This is a genomic window from Burkholderia sp. BCC1985, from assembly GCF_905339915.1.
In the GTDB taxonomy this organism is placed as follows: Bacteria; Pseudomonadota; Gammaproteobacteria; order Burkholderiales; family Burkholderiaceae; genus Burkholderia.
Map to the genome: position 1 here is coordinate 1 of NZ_CAJPGY010000024.1, position 19,901 is coordinate 19,901.

Here is a 19,901-nt window from a genome sequence, read left to right on the forward strand (position 1 = left end):
GCTCGGCAGGGAGTGCCCACATAAGCCAACCCGCCTCGTCGCCGCCGAATCCGATGCCTGCTTCCGCTTCCGCGCCGCAGCCGCCTGCCGGGCCGGGCGCCGCGGCGTCCCCATCGTCCGCGCACCCCGCGACGGCAGCACCTCGATCGCCCGCCGGCGCAACAGCAGCGGGACATCGCGCCGCATCATGAACGCGCGCACCGGCAGCCGTTCGCAAAACCCCGTGCCGCGACGATTCCCGCCGATGACGACGTTCAGCCGCGCGAGCGAAGTGTCGAGTGCCAGGTGACGCCGGGTTGTCGACGGCCCGCGCCGACCTAGCATGACGGCGTCGTCGTCAACACTTGACGGGTGTGCGAATCAGGCCAGCGGTGCGACCGACGCCCCGGCGATGCGATGCCGCCGCAGTGACTCCGCGACGAAGCCCGACGCCTTCATTGCCTCGACGAATTCGCCGAGCACCGCCGCGGCCGCTTCGCCGCGGCTCTTCGGCACGCCCATCGCCTGGCGGATCACCATGAAACGCTCGCCGAGCAGGCGCAGGCCCGGCGTCTTCGCCGCGTCGGCCTCGAGCTGCTGCTTCACGCCGGCCGCGACTTCGAGCTGCTGCTCGACGAAGGTCGGCACGACGGCCTGCGACGTCGGCGCGCGTACGATCTGCGCGGCCTTCAGCTCACGCGTGAGGAACAGGTCGTACGCGCTGCCCTTGCCGACCGCCACGCGGTTGTGCGGCTGGTCGACGTCCGCGTTGCCGCGGATCGGCGAAGCGTCGCGCACGAGATAGAAGCCTTCGATCAGCACATAGGGCTCGGTGAACGCGACCGTTTCGCCGCGCAGCGGATCGACCGCGAAGAAGCCGAAATCGGCGCGCTCCTCGGTCAGCGCCTGCACCGACTTGGCGGCCGTATCGAACACGACGAGTTCGAGCTCGGCCGACAGCCGCTCGGCGAACGCGCGCGCGAGGTCGATCGACACGCCGAACGGCTCGCCCGTCGCCGGGTCGCGGTTCGCGAGGATCGGGTTGCCGAGATTGATCGACGCGCGCAGCTTGCCGGTCGGCGTGAACGCGGAGAGGACGGAAGGGTCGACGGTCATGAAAGGGCTCGTTGGGAATGCGGGTGCGCTGGCGCGGCGGACGGTCAGGGCGCCGACGCAGCGTCATCCGCGATGGATCGGTTGGCTCGTTGCGGCGGTTGCTTCACCGCGCTTACTTCACCGCAACTTCCGTATGCACGACCTGCGGCGGGCTCTTGAAGAACGGGCCCGCCAGCTGACGCCACGCCTGGAAGTCGTCCGATTGCCGGAAATGCACCATGTGATCGTCGACGCTGTCCCACTTGACGACGAGCAGGTAGCCGCCGCTGCGCTCGATCACGCGATGCAGCTCGGCGCCGCCGCAGCCGCGCGCGCGGGCGAACAGCGGGAGGGCCTGGCGAACCGCCGCCTCGAATGGCTCGGCCTGCGACGGATCGATTTCGAGCGATGCCATTTCCAGAATCATGAATGCTCCTGTGGAGTGAATGAGGCGAACGGATCGCGATGCGACGGGGCGCCGCGATCGACGCGTCCCGCAACGATACCGGAAGTCGTGGTCGCGCGTTCCGGATGACCGGCTCCCGCGCTGCCGGGCGTGCGTCGCATGCCGCTTCGGTTCATACGAATCAGCGTTTTCCCCAATACGGAATACGCGGCACGCGCCGATGTCACAGAGGTAGTGAAGATAAACAATCCGAGGCCTGCCATGACGACATCCGCGACAAACGGAACGAACGTTACACCACGCGAATCGATCGCCGACGCCGCATCTGACACCCCCGCCGCCGCCCCATCGATCCTGCTGGTCGACGACGAGCCGAGCGTGCTGTCCGCGCTGCGGCGCGTGCTGCGGCCTGCGCGCTACCAGATCCTGACCGCCGAAAGCGGCGAAGCCGCGCTCGAGATCCTCGCGTCGACCGAAGTCGACCTGATCGTGTCCGACATGCGCATGCCGAACATGAGCGGCGCGGCGTTTCTCGCCCGCGCCCGCGCGCTGTATCCGGACACGATGCGCATCCTGCTGACCGGCTATTCCGACATCGCATCGATCGTGGCGGCCGTCAACGAAGGCGGCGTGTATCGCTACCTGAACAAGCCGTGGGACGATCACGATCTGCTGATGACCCTCGAGCAGGCGCTCGAGCAGCGGCGCCTGCGCGGCGAAGCAGCGCGACTGGCAGCGCTGACCGAAGCGCAGAACGAAGCGCTGCGCCGCTTCAATACGGAACTCGAAACGCAGGTGCGCGCGCGCACCGAGGAACTCGGCCAAACCGTGATGTTCCTCGAAGCCGCACAGCACGACCTGAAAAGCAGCTTCACCGCGATGGTCCAGGTCTGCGCGAGCATGATCGAAATGCGCTGCGGATCGGCGAGCGGCCATGCGATGCGCGTGGGCGAAATCGCGCGCCGTCTCGCGTTGTCGGCCGGGATGAGCAGCCTGCACGCGCAGGACGCGTATTACGCGGGACTGCTGCACGGCATCGGCAAGCTGTCGCTGCCCGACGAACTGCTGCACAAGCCGCTCGTCAAGATGACGACGGACGAGCACAGCCTGTTCCAGCAGCATCCGCTGCGCGCGCAGATGGTGCTCACGCCGGTCGCGCAGCTGCACAAGGTTGCGTCGATCGTGCTGCACCAGTACGAGCGCTTCAACGGCCGCGGCACGCCCGACGGGCTGGCGGGCGACGCGATCCCGCTCGGCTCGCGGATCGTCGCGATCGCGCGCGATTTCGAGGGGTTGCGAAACGGCGAGATCGGCTCGCCGCATTCGGTCGAACAGGCGATCGACGTGCTGCATTCGCAGGCCGGCGTGCGTTACGACCCGCTGCTCGTCGCGCGCTTCATCGAGCTGGTGCGGGATCCGGCGAGCCTGCGCATCGCTGCGTCCGTCGCGGAGATCCGGTCCGAACAACTGCGCGAAGGGATGCAGCTCGCCGACGATCTGCGCACGCATCGCGGCGTGCTGCTGATGACGAAGGGCAGCGTGATGTCGGCGCACCAGATCGAGCTCGTGCGGCGCTTCGAAGCACGCGAGGGCACGTCGTTCGACATTCTCGTGCAGACCGGCGCGGCCGCGTCGACGCAGGCGAGCGCCGCCGCGCCGCCCGCGTGACGCTGCACGGAGCCGCACCGCCGCGGCGGGCGCGCGACCGCGCGCCGCGGCACCGCGTTCATTTCGACCGGGACGCCGATCATGCATGGCACCTATAACCTGCTGCTGGTCCTGCTGTCGCTCGTCATCGCGACACTGGCCTCCTATACGGCGCTCGACCTGGCCGCGTTCATCTCGCTGCTCGACGACCCGCGGCTCAAGCGCGCGTGGCTGGCCGGCGGCGCGGCCGCGATGGGCACCGGAATCTGGTCGATGCATTTCGTCGGGATGCTGGCGCTGTCGCTGCCGATTCCGCTCGGTTATGCGCTGCCGGATACCGGCGCGTCGCTTGCGATCGCGGTGCTCGTGTCGTATTTCGCGCTGAACGTCGTCACGCGTGCGCGATTGAGCCGCCGGCACCTGCTCGCGGGCGGCGCGCTGATGGGCGCCGGGATCGTCGGGATGCATTACACGGGCATGGCCGCGATGCGCATGGCGCCGGGCATCCGCTACGAGCCCGCGCTGTTCGCGGCATCGATCGGCGTGGCCGTGATCGCGTCGACCGCCGCGCTCTGGATGGCGCAGACGTTGCGCGCGCAACAGGCGCGCCATGCGACCGCGCAACGCATCGGCGCCGCGCTGATCATGGGCATCGCGATCACGGGCATGCACTACACGGCGATGGCGGCCGCGCATTTCGCACCGGACGCGCGCTGCGGTGCCGCGAACGGCATCGATGCGCCGTGGCTCGCGACGACCATCGCGCTGTTCACGACGGCGACGCTGATCGTCACGCTGCTCGTCTGCCGCTTCGATGCACGCACGACCTTTCTGCGCGGCATGACGGACACGCTCGAACGGCTGGTGCGATTGCGTACCGCCGAACTCGAAACGGCGTTGCGGCGCTACGAGCAGACGACGGCGATGCTGCAACGCACGCGCGAGAACATGGCGAGCGAGATCGACGAGCGCCGCGCGGCGCAGAGTCGGCTCGAACAGGAGAAGGACGAACAGCGGCGCCTGCTGCGCGCGCTCGAGGAAACCCACGTGCAGCTGCTGCAATCGGAAAAACTCGCGTCGATCGGCCAACTCGCGGCCGGCGTCGCGCACGAGATCAACAATCCGATCGGCTTCATCAGCGCGAACCTCAATACGCTGAGGACATGGGTGCGCAGCCTGCTCGACGTGATCGCCGCGCACGAAGCCGTGCTGCCGCAGCTGGAACCCGCGGCGCGCGACGCGCTGACGGCGCTGCGCGGCGCGGCCGATCTCGACTACGTGCGCGACGAGATCGTGACGCTGATCGACGAATCGATCGACGGCGCGGTGCGCGTGCGCCGGATCGTGCAGGACTTGCGCGATTTCTCGCGGCCGGGCAGCGGCGAGTGGAGCGTGGCCGATATCCACGCGGGCCTCGAAAGCACGCTCAACGTCGTCCACAACGAACTCAAGTACAAGGCCGACATCGTGCGCGAGTACGGCGACCTGCCGCTGGTCGAATGTCTTCCATCGCAGCTGAACCAGGTGTTCATGAACCTGCTCGTCAACGCGGCGCATGCGATGCCGACGCGCGGCGTGATCACGATCCGCACGTCGAGCGACGGCGAGCAGGTGTCGATCGCGATCAGCGATACCGGAACCGGCATGACGCCCGATATCGTCCGGCGGATCTTCGATCCGTTCTTCACGACGAAGCCGGTCGGGCAGGGAACGGGGCTCGGGTTGTCGGTGCCGCACGGGATCGTCGAGCGTCATCGCGGCACAATCGACGTGACGAGCGAGCCGGGGCGCGGCACGACGTTCCGCGTTCGACTGCCGATCCGGCGCGCGCAGGGCCATGCGGACGCGGCGGCGGCAGTCGGGCAACGCGTGTGAATGACAGGCGACGCGTCGCTCCGCTACCGCTTGCGCCGCCGCCTTCGAAAGAAATTCCAGAACATCGCGGTCGCGTCCGGCCCGGTCGCGGAGTGGAATGCTTCGCGCGGATCGCCGCCGCTCCACGCGTGCGCCAGGCGGCGCACGATGCAGACCCGCACGATCAGCGTGCCGCCGCGCAGATAGTCGGTGTAATCCGCATCGTCGTGCGCGTACGTATGTTGCTCGCCGACGCGCAGCTCACCCTGTGCGTCGACGAGCCGATTGATCCGCGCGAACGCGACTCCCAGCTGCAGCGCATTCTGCTCGGCGACGACCGTATCGAGCCCGCCGTGCACGACGAGTGCCGGCATGCCCGGATAAGCGCGCCCGTCGACGCAGGCATCGACGACGCGTATCGGATCGTCGCGCAGACCGCGGCGCATCAGGCTCATCGCGGCCATCGTCGACAACGGCGGCGCGATGGCCGGCCCGGAGTGCAGGCCGACGGCCGCGAAGCGATCGGGAAAGTCGAGCGCCAGACGCGCGGCCAGCCCGGCGCCGGCCGAGACGCCGGCCAGATAGACACGGTCGCGATCGAACCCGCGCTCCCGCACGATCGCGTCGACGAGCGATGCGATCGCCGGGGCCTCCGACTGCGACGCATCGCCATGCCAGTTCCAGCAGCGATGGGCGTGGGCGGTCTTCGCCTGTTCGGGAAACAGCACGGCAAATCCGGCGCGCTCGGCGACACGGCAAATACGGGTGCCAGCGGCGAACGACTCGGCGGTCTGCTTGCAGCCGTGCAGCATGACGACGACGGGCAGGCCGTCGGTCGTCGCCGGTGCGGCGGGCAGGTACAGCGCGTACGCAAGATGGTTGACGAGCTGGCCGGCGGCGGGGCGCGCGGAATGAAACGAGCGCAGCCACGTGCCGGGTGCCTGGCGCGGCGATGTGCGGGCGGCGGGCGCCGGTGCGCGGGCGGGACGCGCGGTTCGTGCGGTGGCGGGGCGTTTCGCCGATGGCGCCGGCTTGGCGGTCTTCCTTTTGGGCCGCGCGCGCGTCGCGGCGGTCAACAGGTCGAAAGGCCGTAGCCAGAGGCTGGATTTTTTCCTGGGCATGGACGGATCTCGTGCCGGCGGCGCGCGCGACAGCATGCGGCGAAGCCGGCCGTCGGGTGGAAGGCGAATGATGGCGGCGCACGATGCGTGCCGCGGGAAGCGTCCGCGTCGACGTGCCGCGGCATGACCGGCACGGAGGCGACGGCGCGACCCGCACCGCCGCGCGACATGTTGCCGGCAGCCTCGCGATTCGGACAGGCCACGCGCCATGCTAGCAGGCATCGCTCGTCTCGGGTGCGATGGTTCCGTGACGGATCGATGAATGCTTCGACCCTACCGCGGGCCGTCCCGAACGCGATGCTCGACATCGTCCATGTGCATTCGGCGACCGGCTTCGCGATGAACCGGGCCTGCTCCCCGACGACGCAATCCGATGCGGATGCGTTCGTCGCGATGCGTGGAATGGGTCGGCGATGCCACGACGGCATGCGGCCGGCCGCGCCGGCGGACCTTGTATCGATTGCGCGTTTGCAATCGCCGGAATCACATGTCGCGATGCCGGCGTGAAGGATTCACCGATACGTCCACACCCGGTGCAGTACGAACATCGTCGGCGGGATCAGCAGCGCGATCGCGACGATGGCCCAGCCGCGCGGTACGTCGAGCAGTTCGGCGGCGCGCGCGAGCGCCATCGTTTCGGCGAAGCCGGCCAGCGCCACGGTCAGATAGCGCACCAGGTTGCGCGAATGCACCGTCGACGAGAAGCTCCATAGCGTATTCGCGAGATACGAGAACGCCGTCGCGCCGACGAACGCGACGGCGTTCGCGATCACTTGCGTCGCATCGAACAGTGCGTACAGTGCGGACGCGATCAGCACGTGCAGCGCGGTCGAGCAGAGCCCGGACAGGCCGAAGCGCGCCAGCCGCACGCGCTCGGCGTAGAGCAGTGCGAACATCGCAGGCTGCACCGATCAGCGGGCGCCGACCCGCATGCGGGCCGGCTGGACGCGGCGGCGTGCGGCCGCGCGGCGCGTATCGCGCGCGACCGGCAGCTCGACCACCTTGCCTTGCGTCTGGTAGCGGCGGCGGATCAGATAGACGGGACGTTGCTTCGATTCGTCGTAGATGCGTCCGATATATTCGCCGACCACGCCGATGCCGATGAGCTCGATGCCGCCGATGAACAGCACGACCGACAGCAGCGACGCGTAGCCGTGCACCGGATTGCCGAACAGCAGCGTGCGTCCCACGATGAACGCGCCGTAGAGGAACGCGAGCGCGGCGATGCCGAGGCCGATGTAGGTCCAACTGCGCAGCGGCACGGTGCTGAAGCTCGTGATTCCTTCGATCGCGAAATTCCACAGCTTCCATCCGGAGAACTTCGAATGCCCGGCGCTGCGCGCGTCGCGCTGGTACTCGACGATCACGGTCCGGTAGCCGACCCATGCGAACAGCCCCTTCATGAAGCGATGGCGCTCGGGCAGGCTGCGCAGCGCGTTCACGACCTTGCGGTCCATCAGCCGGAAGTCGCCGACGTTCTCCGGCAGCTTCACGTCCGACAGCACGTTGTGCACGCGATAGTAGATCGCGGCGGCGGTGCGCTTCGCGAACGAATCGCACGCGCGGTTGCTGCGCTTCGCGGCGACGACTTCCGCGCCGTCGCGCCAGTGCTCGAGCATCACCGGAATCAGGCTCGGCGGATCCTGCAGGTCGGCGTCGAGCGGGATCACCGCGTCGCCGGCCGCTTCGTCGAGACCGGCGGTCAGCGCCGCTTCCTTGCCGAAGTTGCGCGTGAGATCGATCACGCGCACACGGCGGTCGTTCAGGCTCGCGCGGATCAGGCGGTCGAGCGTGTCGTCGCGGCTGCCGTCGTTCACGCAGACGATCTCGAAGCGGATCGCGTCGAGGCTGGCCATCAGCGGGATCACGACGTCGAAGAAGCGTTCGACGGCTTCGCCTTCGTTGTAGAACGGTACGACCAGCGAGACGAGCGGTGTGTAGAGCGGTTCGCGCATGATGGGTCCCCTGTGATGACGTGTCAGCGGCCGACGCCGAAGGTCGGGCGGCCGCTGCGGCGCAGTCCGTGCGCCGGGCGGTGGTGTGAGCGGACCGGATGCGGGAAGCCGGTCTCGGTCGAGTTGTCGCGTGCGTCGGGCATCGACGGCACGTCGTGCCTTTCTTGTGCAATCCGGCTGACGAGCAGTGCCAGCGAGGCCAGTGTGACCAGCGGCATGAACTGGAACGACAGATGCGGCACCAGCACGAGGCCGGCGAGCGGCATCACCCACATCAGCAGCAGCCATTCGCGATCGAAGCGCCGCCAGCCGTGCGTCCACGCATAGCGTGCGTACCATGCGATCACGAGCCCGTACCAGGTCAGGTCGTAGTCGTACAGATAGGGGCTGACGATCAGGCACGCGCAGGCGAGCGTCGCGGCACGCAGCGCGTACGAACACGCGCCGCGCCATGCGTACACCACGGCGATCGCGGCGGCCGCGGCCGACAGCAGCTGCAGGCCGCGCGCGACGTAGGCGGGCCAGCCGGCGAGGGTGGCGAGCGCGAAGACGGTCGGCATGCGCGCGAGCCGTGCGTGGCCGGCGCCGACGAGCTGCGCTGCGTCGTGAATTCCGTGTGCGAAAGCGAACCACGCGCCGAGGCCGAACGCGAGCGTCGACAGCGCGAAGCCGCCGGCGATCGTTGCCGCCCACGCGGCCAGCGCGCGCCATTGAGCGGCGCACAGTAGCGCGAGCGGGAACAGGATCGCCATTTGCGGCTTCATCGTCAGCAATCCGAAGCAGATGCCGGCGATGACGGGACGACGATTCAGCATCAGCAGCCCGCAGCCGGCGAGCGTCGCGCTCAGGAGGCTCGTCTGCCCGACGATCACCGTGAGAAACGCGCCGGGGAACGCGAGCGCGCAGAGCAGCGCCGCATCGCGCTGCACGGTCGCGCGGATCGTCACCGCGAACAGCGCGTAGGTGACGCCGATCCACAGCACGAGCGCGAACATGTACGGCAGCCAGCCGAGCGGCAGCACGAACAGCAGCATCGTGGGCGGGTAGAGCCACGGCAGCGAGCCGTCCGCGGCATTCATCGTCGGAATCGCGAGTTTCTCGATCGCGAAGAGCGACGGGAAATGCCACGCGTCGATCGCGTGGCCGTGCGCGGCGAGCCGTGCAGCGCTCCAGATCGGCGCGAGATCCTGCGCGAGCGGCCCGGGCACGGACGTATGCGACGCATGCACGCGTGCGAGGTAGACGCAGAGGAACAGCAACTCGGTCAGCAGTACCGCTGCCGCATAGACGCGTACCCGATCGCGATTGAGCCAATGCGGGAACCGGCGCGGGCCGGCGATCGGCAGTTCCGGGTGTGCGTCTAGCACCGAATCGCCGTGCAGAAGGGAGCGCGGCGATCTCATCACGCATTCCCCGATGCAAGCGTCGAGCGCCGCACGACGACGAACAGGACGGCGAGCAGCACGACCGGGCCGATCTGCGGCAGCTTCGTGATCCGGTTGAATATCTCGAATATGGGCAGCAGCCACGCGAGCACGATCACGATCTGGTCTCCCGGCAGCCAGCCTTCGTCGAGCCCGTGGGCGATCACGCAGAAGAACGCGATGCCGAGCCACGCGAGTTCGTAATGCCACAGATAGGGGGTCGTCAACAGCGTGGCGATCACCAGCGCCGCGCCGCGCAGCCGAATGTCGGCCGTGCGACGCCACACCTGGACGGCGGCGGCGATTGCGAGCAGCCCGACGGCGGCCTGGGCGGCGAGCGAGACCGGAATCGATGCGCCCGCAAGCCGCAGCGCCGCGAACGTCGTGGGCGAAACGAACCAGTAGGCAGGAAGGGTGAAATGCATGCCGCGCACGATCGACATCGCCTGAGCCAGGCCGTGCAGGGAGCTGGTGCCGGTCAGCGCAATGCCGGCCACGGTGAACAGCACCGTGGTGATCGCTGCCGACGCGAAGGTGCGCCACGAGCGGGTCGCGACCAGCACGAACGGAAACACCACCGCAAGCTGCGGCTTGATGGCGAGCAGCCCGATCAGCACGCCGGCGACGATCGGGCGTCGGCCGAGGAAATGCAGCGCGAATGCGGCGATGCCGGCGGTCAGGATGCTGTTCTGCCCGTACAGGACGGACGCGAACACGCCCGAGTAGGCGAGCACGACAAGCGCGGCGGCGCGCGGAGCGGGCAGGTGCGCACGCAGACCCGACAGTCGCAGGACTGCGTACGCATAGCATAAAAGACTGCCCGCAAAAAAGAGGAAATACGCGGGCAGGAAAGGCACGAGGGCGACCGGCGCGATGAACAGCAGCATCGTCGGCGGATAAAGCCAGGGCAGCGACTGGTGGCCAATGTAGGCACCGAATTGCGCTACCTCGGCATGGGAGAAGAGGACCGGATCGTAGATCGCAGCGGCATTACCTTGCAGCACGAGCTGCGACGCGGTCCAGAAGACGGAGAAGTCGACACCCGGCCGTGCGGTGGTCTGTGACGTGAAGGCATCCGTCACGAAGCCCCAGGTGATCAGGAATCCAACACACAGCATCAGCATGATGCAGCTGTACGGAATGATCCGGTCGGCTGTCAGCCATTGAGCACAGCGTTTGGCGCGATAGCGCACTCCACGATTGGCTGTGTACATGATGCCCCGTTTGCGGTGAAGGCTGCTTCTCTGCCGCAGCCTTTTTGTGTTGCTGTGTATCCGGATCGAATCGCGTTCGATGGCGCTGTCCGGTGAATGCATTGTTGGAGAAAAAATCGCGTGACGCAAACCGCGGGCTGAATCGTGAGATATCGATTCGGCAGCGACAGCGCGGAAAACCGGGTTTTCACGTCTGAGAAAACCGTAGCGGCGCAAATGATGTTTCTCGCTTGAAACATTCCGGGTTTTTCGCCGGTCCGGCGGTGTGCGGAATTCGTGTCGGGCGACGGGCTGCATGGATTCGGGAAAATCCCGAGAAAATTTTTGGGTGCCCTTGCACAGCACGGCGGCGCCCCGCCGGCATCCCGGGCCGGCCTGCGTGCGTATATCAAATCTGAAACATTTTGTGCAGCGCGCCGAAACACGACTGACGGGGGGATCGCCGGAACCCTTGCTGCGTCTGGATTTCCTTCTGGCTGGCCTGCTCTTTGCGTCAAGGTCCGCACGAAAGTCGACGACGTGATGAACGACCGGTTGAAGCAACAGGCTGACAAGACCGGACTCAATCACCTGCGGAAAGCAACGGATCGAGGGCGCGTCGGGGAATACGCCGCCCAGGCCGTGAAAACCGCCGGAAACGTCGACCGAGCGAATAGGCGACGGCATCGTCCGCGCAACAAGAATCACATGACAGCATTTGGGGAATAAAAATGAAAGACCAGAGCACGTCGCGGCTCGCATGCCGCGAAGCATATCCGCAGCAGCATCGACGCGCTTGCGTCATCCGTTCAATCCGTATCCATGCACGGGGCGGTCGTTGCGCCGTTCTCGCTCTGCTCGATCGCGCCATTCGCCAGATCGCAGCGCGCATGGATATCGCACGCATCAGCCCACCGACAATCGTTCGACCGGCCAGGCTCGTACGCTGCCGTATCCGTCGCTGAGCACCGCATCCGAATCCATTTGTTGTGCCGTTGTGCCGGTAGTGCCAGCTCCCCGCGTCGATACCCGACAACGGGATTTCAATAGTAGTGCGAAAGGAGATTAGCCATGTCCACGTTCATCCAGAAAGTCCGCGGTTTCGTCCAAGACGAGCAAGGTGTGACGGCCATCGAATACGGCCTGATCGCCGCGCTGATCGCAGTCGGCCTCGTTGCAGCATTGACGCTGGTCGGAAACGATCTCAAGACCGTGTTCAACACGATCGCAGACGACCTCAACGCGGCCATCTGAATGGCGGGGCGGCGAACGGTGAGTCCGGCCCGTTCGTCGTCATCCCGTCGCTCGATCAGGGCCGGACACCCAACCAACGGATGTCGAATGAACCGAACGGCGGATGACTCGGCCGGTGCACTGCTCGAGTCTCCCCCGCTCTCTTGATCAACCGAATCGGAGGTCGTCATGCGGACCAGGGGATGTGCGGTAGCGGTATCGCGATGGATCGCCGACGAGCAGGGGGTGACGTCGATCGAATATGCGCTGATCGCGGCAGTATTCGCCACCATCGTGCTGGGAAGCGTGGTCGTACTGAAGGGTTCGCTTGAAGACATGTACAACGCGATCGCGTCGATCGTGACCGCGGCGGTGAATACCGCACTGGGTCAGTGATCCTGATCATTACATCCCGTCGAGGTTCGCCATGTTGCCTGCCGCGCTGCCTTACCCGGTCCCGTTGTGCGTGACGCTGCTCGTCGTCGTCGCGGCCAGCACGGACATCACGAGCCGACGCATCCCGAACCGGCTCGTCGCGCTCGGGCTGGCCGGTGCGCTGGTTGCCCAGTGCGCGCTGCACGGCATCCAGGCGGGCGCGCTCGCATGGCTTGCCGGCGCCGCGACCGGCTGCGGCCTGCTGCTGCCGTTCTATCTGTTGCGCGGGATGGCTGCAGGCGACGTGAAGCTGATGCTCGCGATCGGCGCGTGGGTCGGCGCCCAGATGACGTTCTACATCGTGCTGGCCGCCTTTCTGGCCGGCGGGATCGGCGCGATCGGTTTCGCGCTGCTGCGCGGACGCGTGCGCCAGATGTGGGCGAACGTCGTGGCGCTGATCGCGCGTCGCGCGTCCGGGGCGCGTGCAGGGGCAACCGACGGCCCCGTGGAGTTCGCGTCGGTCGGTGCGTTGCCGTATGGCGTGGCGATTGCCGCCGGCACGCTGGGCATGCTGTTCGTATCGTGCGCGTAGCGCGCCGAACCTGCAACGAGGATGGACCGAACATGAACACGAATCCCACCGAACCGAGACGCGACGCGCAGGTTGCACACCTGCCGCTTCCGTCGCCCATGCGGGAGGCGCACGCGAAGCCGGGCGCGCAACTGCCGGCGGCGCCGCGCTCGCTCGAGGAAACCGGACTGAGCCAGGCGTTCATCGCAGGGCTCGTGCTGAAGTCGACGCTGGTGCTCGGCCGCCCGTCCTACGGCGACCTGATCGAGCGTCACTGTCTCCCGCTCGCCGTGCTCGACGACATCTTCGCGTTCCTGGTGCGCGAGCATCTGGTCGAACTGACCCATCGCGGCAAGACGGACCTCGACGTGACGTTCCGCCTGACCGAGGCAGGCCGCCTGGCCGCGCTCGAAGAGCGCGCGCGCAGCAGCTACAGCGGCCCTGCGCCGGTGACGCTCGACGCGTATCTCGACTGCGTGTCCACCCATTCGGTGCGCAAGCTGCGCGTGGCCCAGAACGACGTGTGGGCCATCTTCGACGGCGTCGTCATGGATACGGCGATCCTCGATTCGGCGGCCGCCGCGCTGAACTCCGGCCGTCCGCTTCTGATCTACGGCCCGGCCGGCAGCGGCAAGACGTTCCTCGCGGAGCGGCTCGGCGCGCTGATGGGCGGCCACGTGCCGGTGCCGTACGCCATTTGCGCCGCCGGCGAAGTGATCCAGATCTACGACCCACTCGTGCATGTCGATGCGGCAGCGCAAGCGGACGGCCAATCGGTCGATCGCCGCTGGCGCCTGTGCGAGCGGCCGGTCGTGATGTCCGGCGGCGAGCTGACGCTCGACGAGCTCGACCTGCGCCGCGATGACGCGGCGGGCTTCTACCAGGCGCCGCCGCACATGAAGGCGAACATGGGCATGTACATCGTCGACGATCTCGGCCGCCAGCGTGTCGAGCCGCGCGACCTGCTCAACCGCTGGCTGCGCCCGCTCGATCGCGGCGTCGATTTCCTGACGCTCGAGTCCGGCAACCGCTTCGTGCTGCCGTTCGACGTCTGGCCGGTGTTCTCGAGCAACCTGGCGCCGGAGCAGTTCGCCGACGACGCGTTCCTGCGCCGGCTCGGCTCCAAGCTTCACGTCGGCGCGTTGTCGATCGACCACTACCGCGCGGTGTTCGACGCCGCATGTGCGTCGCTCGGCCTGGTATCGACGCAGGACGCATTCGACTATCTGCTGCACCGGCTGCACCTGCCGACCGGCAAGGCCTATCTCGCATGCTTCCCGATGGATCTGCTGCGCCTCGTCGCCGCCGGCGCGCGGTATCGCGGCGATCCGCTCGAAGTGACGCACGACGCGCTGCACGACGCATGGGCCAGCTATTTCGGCACGGCGCCCGAGCGCGACGGCGTGTATCTGCCGCCTGCCGACCACGGCGGTCGCACGCACGTAACAGGTTGAGCCGTTTCTTTCACGATTCGTTGAGGAGCATTGCCATGAAAAACAGTCGAGCGCTCATGATGCTGATCGTCGCGATGGTCGCGGGGCTTGCCGCGGTCGTGTTCGCGTCCCGCTGGTTGATGAATACCTCCAGCAGCTCGATCACGTCGGTCGCGGTGGCGACCACCGACCTGAACCTGGGCGAGCCGCTCGGGCCGAACCAGATCCACATGGTGAGCTGGCCGTCGGGCAGCGTGCCGACCGGCGCGTTCACCGACACGAAGGAACTCGAAGGGCGCGTCGTACGCACGAGCCTCGCCCGCGGCGAGCCGGTGATCGAGTCGAAGCTCGCGCCGGTCGGCACGAAGGGCGGGCTGTCCGCGGTGATCGCCGACGGCAGCCGCGCGATCACCGTGCGGGTGAACGACGTGGTCGGCGTCGCGGGCTTCGCGCTGCCGGGCAACTACGTCGACGTGATCGTCAACACGCAGGAACAGCAAGGCAAGACCGACGGGCAGAGCATCTCCAAGATCGTGCTCGAGCACATCCTCGTGCTGGCCGTCGCGCAGCAGGTCAGCCGCGACGACACCGCACCGAAGGTCGTCAACGCGGTGACGCTCGAAGTCACGCCCGACCAGGCCGAGCGCCTCGACCTCGCGCGCAGCGTCGGCACGCTGTCGCTCGTGCTGCGCAACCAGGTCGACCAGAAGACGCTGACCACCGACGGCGCGACCAAGCTCACGCTGCTCGGCAAGGCACCGGTACCCGAAGCGCCCGCACCCGCGCCGGTGAAGACCGTGCGCGTGCGTGTCGCATCCCATGCGGCACCGGGAGCACGCCGCGATTGCGTCGGCGTGCTGACCGGGGTACACGGCAGCGTCGAATGTTTCTGAATTCGTAGAACACGTGCAAATAACCACATTAACCAGATCGGCCGCCGTCAGGGCACGGCGGCCTTGAAAGTCGACAACCGGCGCCTCGCCGGTCACTCGGGGGATCAGACGAAATGAAGATCAATCCGCAACATTCAGGTACCGGCCCGGTGCGCACGCGTATCGCACGGGGCGCGATGATGGCCGCGATCCTCTGTGCCGGAACGCTGACCGTATACAGCGCACTGGCCCAGGAAGCCGCCGAATCGGCCGCGCTGATGAAGGGCGGTGCCGCTGCGCCGGCGGCGGCCGCCAAGGGGCCGATGCAGATGACGATCAGCATGACGCCGACTCCGGCCGCCGCGCCCGCCGCGGCGCCGGGGCCGCTGCGCGGGCCGAACTGCGTGGGCGCGGTACGCGAGTCGACCAGCGTCAGCGTGCCGCTCGGCAAGTCGCTGCTGGTGCCGATGCCGGAGCCGGTCCGCAACCGGACCATCGGCAACCCGGCCGTCGCGCAGGCGACGATGGTGTCGCCGCAGACGCTGTACATCCTCGGGCTGTCGGTCGGCACGACCAACATGATCGTGCAGGGGCGCAGCGGTGCGTGCCGCGTGATCGACGTGGCGGTCGGCGCGGACGCCGGCGGCCTGCAGGCGTCGCTGATGCAGCTGATGCCGAACGAACACGACATTCACGTATCGACCGCCGCCGGCACGATCGTGCTGGCAGGCAACGTATCGAACTCGCAGGCCGCGCAGCAGGCGGTGCAGATCGCCCGTGCGTACAGCGACAGCGCCGGCGACGGCGGCGGCAAGGGCGCCGGCGTGCTGAACATGCTGGCCGTCACGTCGCCGCAGCAGGTGATGCTCGAGGTGAAGGTCGCCGAAGTGTCGAAGACGCTGATCAACCAGATGGGCAGCGCGTTCAACATCCAGGGCGGCTTCGGCTCGTGGAGCGGTGCGCTCGTCAGCAACCTGCTCGCGGGCGTCGCAAGCGGCGCGGTGTTCAACAAGGCGAACAACAGGCCGTTCAGCATCGCGGCCGATGTGCAGAACACCGACAACCTCGTCAAGATCCTCGCGGAACCGAATCTCGTGACGATCAGCGGCCAGGAGGCGACGTTCCTCGCCGGCGGCAGGATCTTCATCCCGGTGCCGCAGAGCAGCGGCAACGGCACGTCGTCGATCACGCTGCAGGAGGAGGAATTCGGCGTCGCGCTGAAGTTCACGCCGACGGTGCTCGGGAACGGCAGGATCAGCCTGAAGGTCGCGCCGGAAGTGTCGGAACTGTCGCAGACGGGCGTGACGCTGAGCGCGTCCAACATCGGCGGCACGTCGATCCTGCCGCTGATCACGACGCGGCGCGCGTCGACGACGGTCCAGATGGGCGACGGCGAGTCGTTCGCGATCGGCGGGCTGATCAAGGACAACGGGACCGGTGCGCTGAAGGCGATCCCGGGTGTCGGTGAAGTACCGGTGCTCGGCGCGCTGTTCCGCAGCACGTCGTTCCAGCAGGATCGCACCGAGCTGATCTTCGTGATCACGCCGCACCTGGTGAGGCCGCTGCAGACCGCCGACGTGCCGCTGCCGACCGACAGCTTCTCGAAGCCGAACGAGGCCGACGTGTATGCGACCGGCAACATGGAAGGCCGCAAGGGTGTCCGCCGGGCGGGCGCACAACCGGCGAGCGGCGCGATGGATGCACCGCAGACGCCGGCTCCCGCACCTGCTCCGGCGCCGCAATCGGCTGAGCCGGCCGCACCGGCCGCCGCATTGCCCGCACCGCGTGCGCCGCAGCCCGCCGATGCACCGGCGCCGGTGCCGGCGGAGCCGCAGAAGGCCGCGGCTGCCGACGCGGCTGGGACGGTGAGCGCCGAACCGGCGCCGGCCGCGCAGCCGCAAGAGCAACCGCAGTCGCAGCCGCAACAGCAGTCGCAGCCGCAGGCCGAAGCGGCCACCGCGGCTACCGCGGCGCGGATCGCGCGCATCGAAGCGGCTGCCGCGCGTCTCGCGGCCGCCGGCTCCTCCGCGCCGGCAAAACCCGCGCCGCGTCCGAAGCACGGCTTGCCGGCCGCCGCGCACGCGCAGATCGCGCGGGCGGGCACGGAACCCCAGTCCACCGATCGTTGAAGCCATTCAAGGGGAAGCTCATGAAATCCGCCTACCTCGTATTCGTGCGCCGCGCGGCGCTCGCCGTCCCGCTCGCGTTCGCGCTCGCCGGCTGCATGTCGTCGACGCCGGTGTGGGACACCCGCTTCGGCGATTCGGTCCGCGCCGTCACGCAAGCCCAGATCATCGATCCGCATGCCGCCGAACACGCGGCATCGAACCCGGGGGTCAACGGCAGCGCCGCCGCGTCCGCACTCGACAACTACGAAAAGTCGTTCAAGCAGCCCGAGCCGAAAGCCAATGCATTCGTGATCGGGATCGGCAAGTCGGCGCAGTAACACGCAGGCAAGCTCAGGGAGAACGCCATGTCCAGCGCAGCTCGTCATCCGAATCTCACGCGTCGCGGTATGCATCGCCAGCGAGGCGCCGTCGCGATCATCGTTGGTCTCGCACTGGCGGTGATGATCGGGTTCGTCGGTCTCGCGCTGGACCTCGGCAAGCTGTACGTCACGCGCAGCGAACTGCAGAACAGCGCCGACGCATGCGCGCTGTCCGCTGCGCGCGACCTTACATCGGCCATCAGCCTGCAGGTCTCGGAAGCGGATGGCATCGCCGCCGGCCACTCGAATTTCGCGTTCTTTCAGCAGAACGCGGTACAGATGCAGACGGATTCGAACGTCACGTTCAGCGATTCGCTGACCAATCCGTTCCTGACCAAGACGGCGGTTACCACGCCGGCGAACATCAAGTACGTGAAGTGCACCGCGCAGTTGAGCAACATCGCGCACTGGTTCATCGAGGTGCTCAACACGATTCCCGGCGTGCGGGTCGCGAACGCGGCCCAGGTCGCGGCGAGCGCGATCGCGACGGTCGGCGCCGGGCAGACGGCCTGCGCGATTCCGGTGTTCGTGTGCCGTGCGGCTGCCGCCGCGCCCTACAAGGTCGGCGACTGGATCTCGTCGCCGTCCGGCTCGTCGTCGACTTACGGGCCCGGCAACTTCGGCTGGGCGGCGCTCGACGGTTCGACGAACGAGCCGACCATCGCCAGCGAACTGTCGGGCAATAGCTGCAACATCACGTCGCCGCCCGACCTCGGGTCGACGGGCCTGAAGTCCGCGTCGCTGCGTGCCTGGAACACCCGCTTCGGGATCTACACGAACGGCGCCAACGGCTCGAGCGGCCAGCCGGACTTCACCGGCTACGCGTACGTCGGCCCCAACTACGGGCCGCCGGGAACCGCGGGCATCGTCGGCGACGCATACACGCAGTTCGTGCTCGACCGCGCAAGCTTCAAGTCCTACCAGGGCGACGGCGCACCGCCCACCGGCAGCGGCATCTCGACCAACGGGACGGCAACGGCGAGCAATTACCAGACGTTCGGCGGCGACCGCCGGCTCGCGCTTGCACCGGAAGGCGACTGCTCGACGTTGTCGGGCAGCAGCAGCAAGCTTCACGTCACGCAGTGGGACTGCGTGCTGATGCTCGATCCGCTGCCGTTCAGCCCGGGCGCAGGCGGGGTGACGGCACACCTCGAATACCTCGGCACGACGGCATCCGGCACGACGCCCTGCGCGACGCACGGCTTGCCGGGTACCGGAAGTTCGGCCGGCATCAAGGTGCCGATGCTCGTTCAATAGTGGAGACGCGATCATGAAAAGGCTCCCGATTCGCCGGTCACGCATGCGCGGTGTCGCCGCGGTCGAATTCGCGCTCGTGCTGATGCCGATGATCGTGCTCGCGACCGGCGTGGCCGAGTTCGGCCGCGCGATCTACCAGTACGAGACCCTCACCAAGGCGACGCGCAACGCGGCGCGCTACCTGTCGGTCTTTCTGCCGACCGACAGCGCGTATCCGCTCGCGGAGGCGCAGTGCCTGGTCGTGTACGGCAGCACCACGTGCGGCTCCGCCGGCACCGAGCTGGTGCCGGGGCTCACGACATCGATGGTGATCGTCTGCGACGCCGCGCATTCGACCGATTGCGCCGATGCGTCCGACCCGCCGCAGTTCGCGAACCTGCCGACGTACGACTCGACCAACAATGCGGCAAGCGGCACGGCGACCGGCAGCATCAACGTCGTCGAGGTGAAGGTGAAGGGCTACCAGTACCAGCCGATTCCGGCCTACCCGGGGCTGTCCTCGATCACCTTCGGCAACATCGTCACCGTGATGAGGCAAGTGTCATGAACGCGCGCCCCTTTCCGCTGTTGCGCCGGCGCACTCAACGCGGCGCGACGATCGTCGAGTTCGCGCTGATCGCATCGATCCTGATCATGCTGCTGATCGGCGTGTTCGAATTCGGGCGCGTGCTGTTCTACTGGAACACCGCGACCGAGGCGATCCGGCTCGGCGCACGCACGGCGATCGTCTGCGACGTGAACGCCGCCGGCGTCGTGAAGCGCGTGAAGTCGCTGATGCCGATGCTGTCGAACGCGAACGTGTCGGTGAGCTACACGCCGTCGGGCTGCGACGTGAGTTCCTGTTCGTTCGTGACGGTCAGCATCACCAACGTGACGGTCAGGACGATGATTCCGATCGCGAACGTCGCGATCACGATGCCGTCGTTCACCACCACGCTGTCGCGGGAAAGCCTGAATTCGTCGACGGGCGGAAGCGCCTGTCAATAATCGAACCGACG

General features: G+C 67.5%; 21 protein-coding genes. 14 read left to right on the forward strand and 7 right to left on the reverse strand.

What is annotated here, in order from left to right; all coding sequences use genetic code 11:
• Positions 1–289 (forward strand): hypothetical protein (locus tag U4Z31_RS23400; protein ID WP_321811477.1); only part of this gene is annotated, 289 nt, incomplete at its 5' end.
• 71 nt (positions 290–360) lie between these two features.
• On the opposite strand, the gene U4Z31_RS23405 is transcribed toward U4Z31_RS23400, so the two are convergent.
• A complete protein-coding gene (locus tag U4Z31_RS23405) occupies positions 361–1,095 on the reverse strand; it encodes an ABC transporter substrate-binding protein (protein WP_321811478.1) in 735 nt (244 codons plus the stop codon).
• A 112-nt stretch (positions 1,096–1,207) separates the two neighbouring features.
• Positions 1,208–1,501 carry an antibiotic biosynthesis monooxygenase family protein gene (locus U4Z31_RS23410; protein ID WP_044844322.1) on the reverse strand — a complete coding sequence of 98 codons (294 nt, stop codon included), beginning with the start codon at positions 1,499–1,501 and terminating at the stop codon, positions 1,208–1,210.
• Positions 1,502–1,741: 240 nt separating this feature from the next.
• Here U4Z31_RS23410 and U4Z31_RS23415 point away from each other — a divergent pair, with 240 nt between their 5' ends.
• Positions 1,742–3,148, forward strand: coding sequence for an HD domain-containing phosphohydrolase (locus tag U4Z31_RS23415; RefSeq protein ID WP_321811532.1), 1,407 nt, complete (start codon positions 1,742–1,744; stop codon positions 3,146–3,148).
• Positions 3,149–3,229: 81 nt separating this feature from the next.
• Positions 3,230–5,002 (forward strand): histidine kinase, encoded by a 1,773-nt coding sequence (locus U4Z31_RS23420; protein ID WP_321811479.1) that lies wholly within the window; start codon positions 3,230–3,232, stop codon positions 5,000–5,002.
• Positions 5,003–5,025: 23 nt separating this feature from the next.
• On the opposite strand, the gene U4Z31_RS23425 is transcribed toward U4Z31_RS23420, so the two are convergent.
• A complete protein-coding gene (locus U4Z31_RS23425; protein ID WP_321811533.1) occupies positions 5,026–6,102 on the reverse strand; it encodes an alpha/beta fold hydrolase in 1,077 nt (358 codons plus the stop codon).
• Positions 6,103–6,399: 297 nt separating this feature from the next.
• Here U4Z31_RS23425 and U4Z31_RS23430 point away from each other — a divergent pair, with 297 nt between their 5' ends.
• Positions 6,400–6,609: a hypothetical protein gene (locus U4Z31_RS23430; protein WP_148094672.1), complete on the forward strand. Its 210-nt coding sequence runs from the start codon at positions 6,400–6,402 to the stop codon at positions 6,607–6,609.
• 5 nt (positions 6,610–6,614) lie between these two features.
• Here the strand turns inward: U4Z31_RS23430 and U4Z31_RS23435 are convergent, their stop codons facing one another.
• Genes U4Z31_RS23435 through U4Z31_RS23450 form a run of 4 tightly spaced genes read right to left on the reverse strand, consistent with a single transcriptional unit; the run spans position 6,615 to position 10,695 of the window.
• Positions 6,615–6,998 (reverse strand): GtrA family protein, encoded by a 384-nt coding sequence (locus tag U4Z31_RS23435; protein WP_124519900.1) that lies wholly within the window; start codon positions 6,996–6,998, stop codon positions 6,615–6,617.
• A 15-nt stretch (positions 6,999–7,013) separates the two neighbouring features.
• Positions 7,014–8,057, reverse strand: coding sequence for a glycosyltransferase family 2 protein (locus U4Z31_RS23440; RefSeq protein WP_044844312.1), 1,044 nt, complete (start codon positions 8,055–8,057; stop codon positions 7,014–7,016).
• Between the two features lie 23 nt (positions 8,058–8,080).
• A complete protein-coding gene (locus tag U4Z31_RS23445; protein ID WP_321811480.1) occupies positions 8,081–9,460 on the reverse strand; it encodes a glycosyltransferase family 87 protein in 1,380 nt (459 codons plus the stop codon).
• Entirely contained in the window at positions 9,460–10,695 is a 1,236-nt protein-coding gene (locus U4Z31_RS23450; RefSeq protein WP_321811534.1) for a glycosyltransferase family 87 protein, read from the reverse strand. The genes U4Z31_RS23445 and U4Z31_RS23450 overlap by 1 nt, the downstream gene beginning before the upstream one ends.
• A gap of 1,050 nt (positions 10,696–11,745) precedes the next feature.
• On the opposite strand from U4Z31_RS23450, the gene U4Z31_RS23455 reads away from it, so the two are divergent.
• The 10 genes from U4Z31_RS23455 (at position 11,746) to U4Z31_RS23500 (ending at position 19,890) form a co-directional block, all read left to right on the forward strand.
• Entirely contained in the window at positions 11,746–11,928 is a 183-nt protein-coding gene (locus U4Z31_RS23455; protein ID WP_011880534.1) for a Flp family type IVb pilin, read from the forward strand.
• 168 nt (positions 11,929–12,096) lie between these two features.
• Positions 12,097–12,303: a Flp family type IVb pilin gene (locus tag U4Z31_RS23460; protein WP_044844309.1), complete on the forward strand. Its 207-nt coding sequence runs from the start codon at positions 12,097–12,099 to the stop codon at positions 12,301–12,303.
• 31 nt (positions 12,304–12,334) lie between these two features.
• Positions 12,335–12,874: a prepilin peptidase gene (locus U4Z31_RS23465; RefSeq protein WP_321811481.1), complete on the forward strand. Its 540-nt coding sequence runs from the start codon at positions 12,335–12,337 to the stop codon at positions 12,872–12,874.
• A gap of 32 nt (positions 12,875–12,906) precedes the next feature.
• Complete coding sequence (locus tag U4Z31_RS23470; protein ID WP_321811482.1) at positions 12,907–14,307, forward strand: ATP-binding protein; 1,401 nt, start codon at positions 12,907–12,909, stop codon at positions 14,305–14,307.
• 35 nt (positions 14,308–14,342) lie between these two features.
• Positions 14,343–15,179 (forward strand): Flp pilus assembly protein CpaB, encoded by an 837-nt coding sequence (gene cpaB, locus U4Z31_RS23475; RefSeq protein WP_044844306.1) that lies wholly within the window; start codon positions 14,343–14,345, stop codon positions 15,177–15,179.
• Between the two features lie 113 nt (positions 15,180–15,292).
• Positions 15,293–17,287 (forward strand): type II and III secretion system protein family protein, encoded by a 1,995-nt coding sequence (locus tag U4Z31_RS23480; RefSeq protein ID WP_321811483.1) that lies wholly within the window; start codon positions 15,293–15,295, stop codon positions 17,285–17,287.
• 20 nt (positions 17,288–17,307) lie between these two features.
• On the forward strand, positions 17,308–17,604 hold the full coding sequence (locus U4Z31_RS23485) for a hypothetical protein (protein WP_044844304.1): 297 nt from the start codon (positions 17,308–17,310) through the stop codon (positions 17,602–17,604).
• Between the two features lie 27 nt (positions 17,605–17,631).
• Positions 17,632–18,903 carry a pilus assembly protein TadG-related protein gene (locus tag U4Z31_RS23490; RefSeq protein WP_321811484.1) on the forward strand — a complete coding sequence of 424 codons (1,272 nt, stop codon included), beginning with the start codon at positions 17,632–17,634 and terminating at the stop codon, positions 18,901–18,903.
• A 13-nt stretch (positions 18,904–18,916) separates the two neighbouring features.
• Positions 18,917–19,450 (forward strand): TadE/TadG family type IV pilus assembly protein, encoded by a 534-nt coding sequence (locus U4Z31_RS23495; RefSeq protein WP_124487327.1) that lies wholly within the window; start codon positions 18,917–18,919, stop codon positions 19,448–19,450.
• Entirely contained in the window at positions 19,447–19,890 is a 444-nt protein-coding gene (locus U4Z31_RS23500) for a TadE/TadG family type IV pilus assembly protein (RefSeq protein ID WP_124646146.1), read from the forward strand. The genes U4Z31_RS23495 and U4Z31_RS23500 overlap by 4 nt, the downstream gene beginning before the upstream one ends.
• Positions 19,891–19,901: the final 11 nt, after the last annotated feature.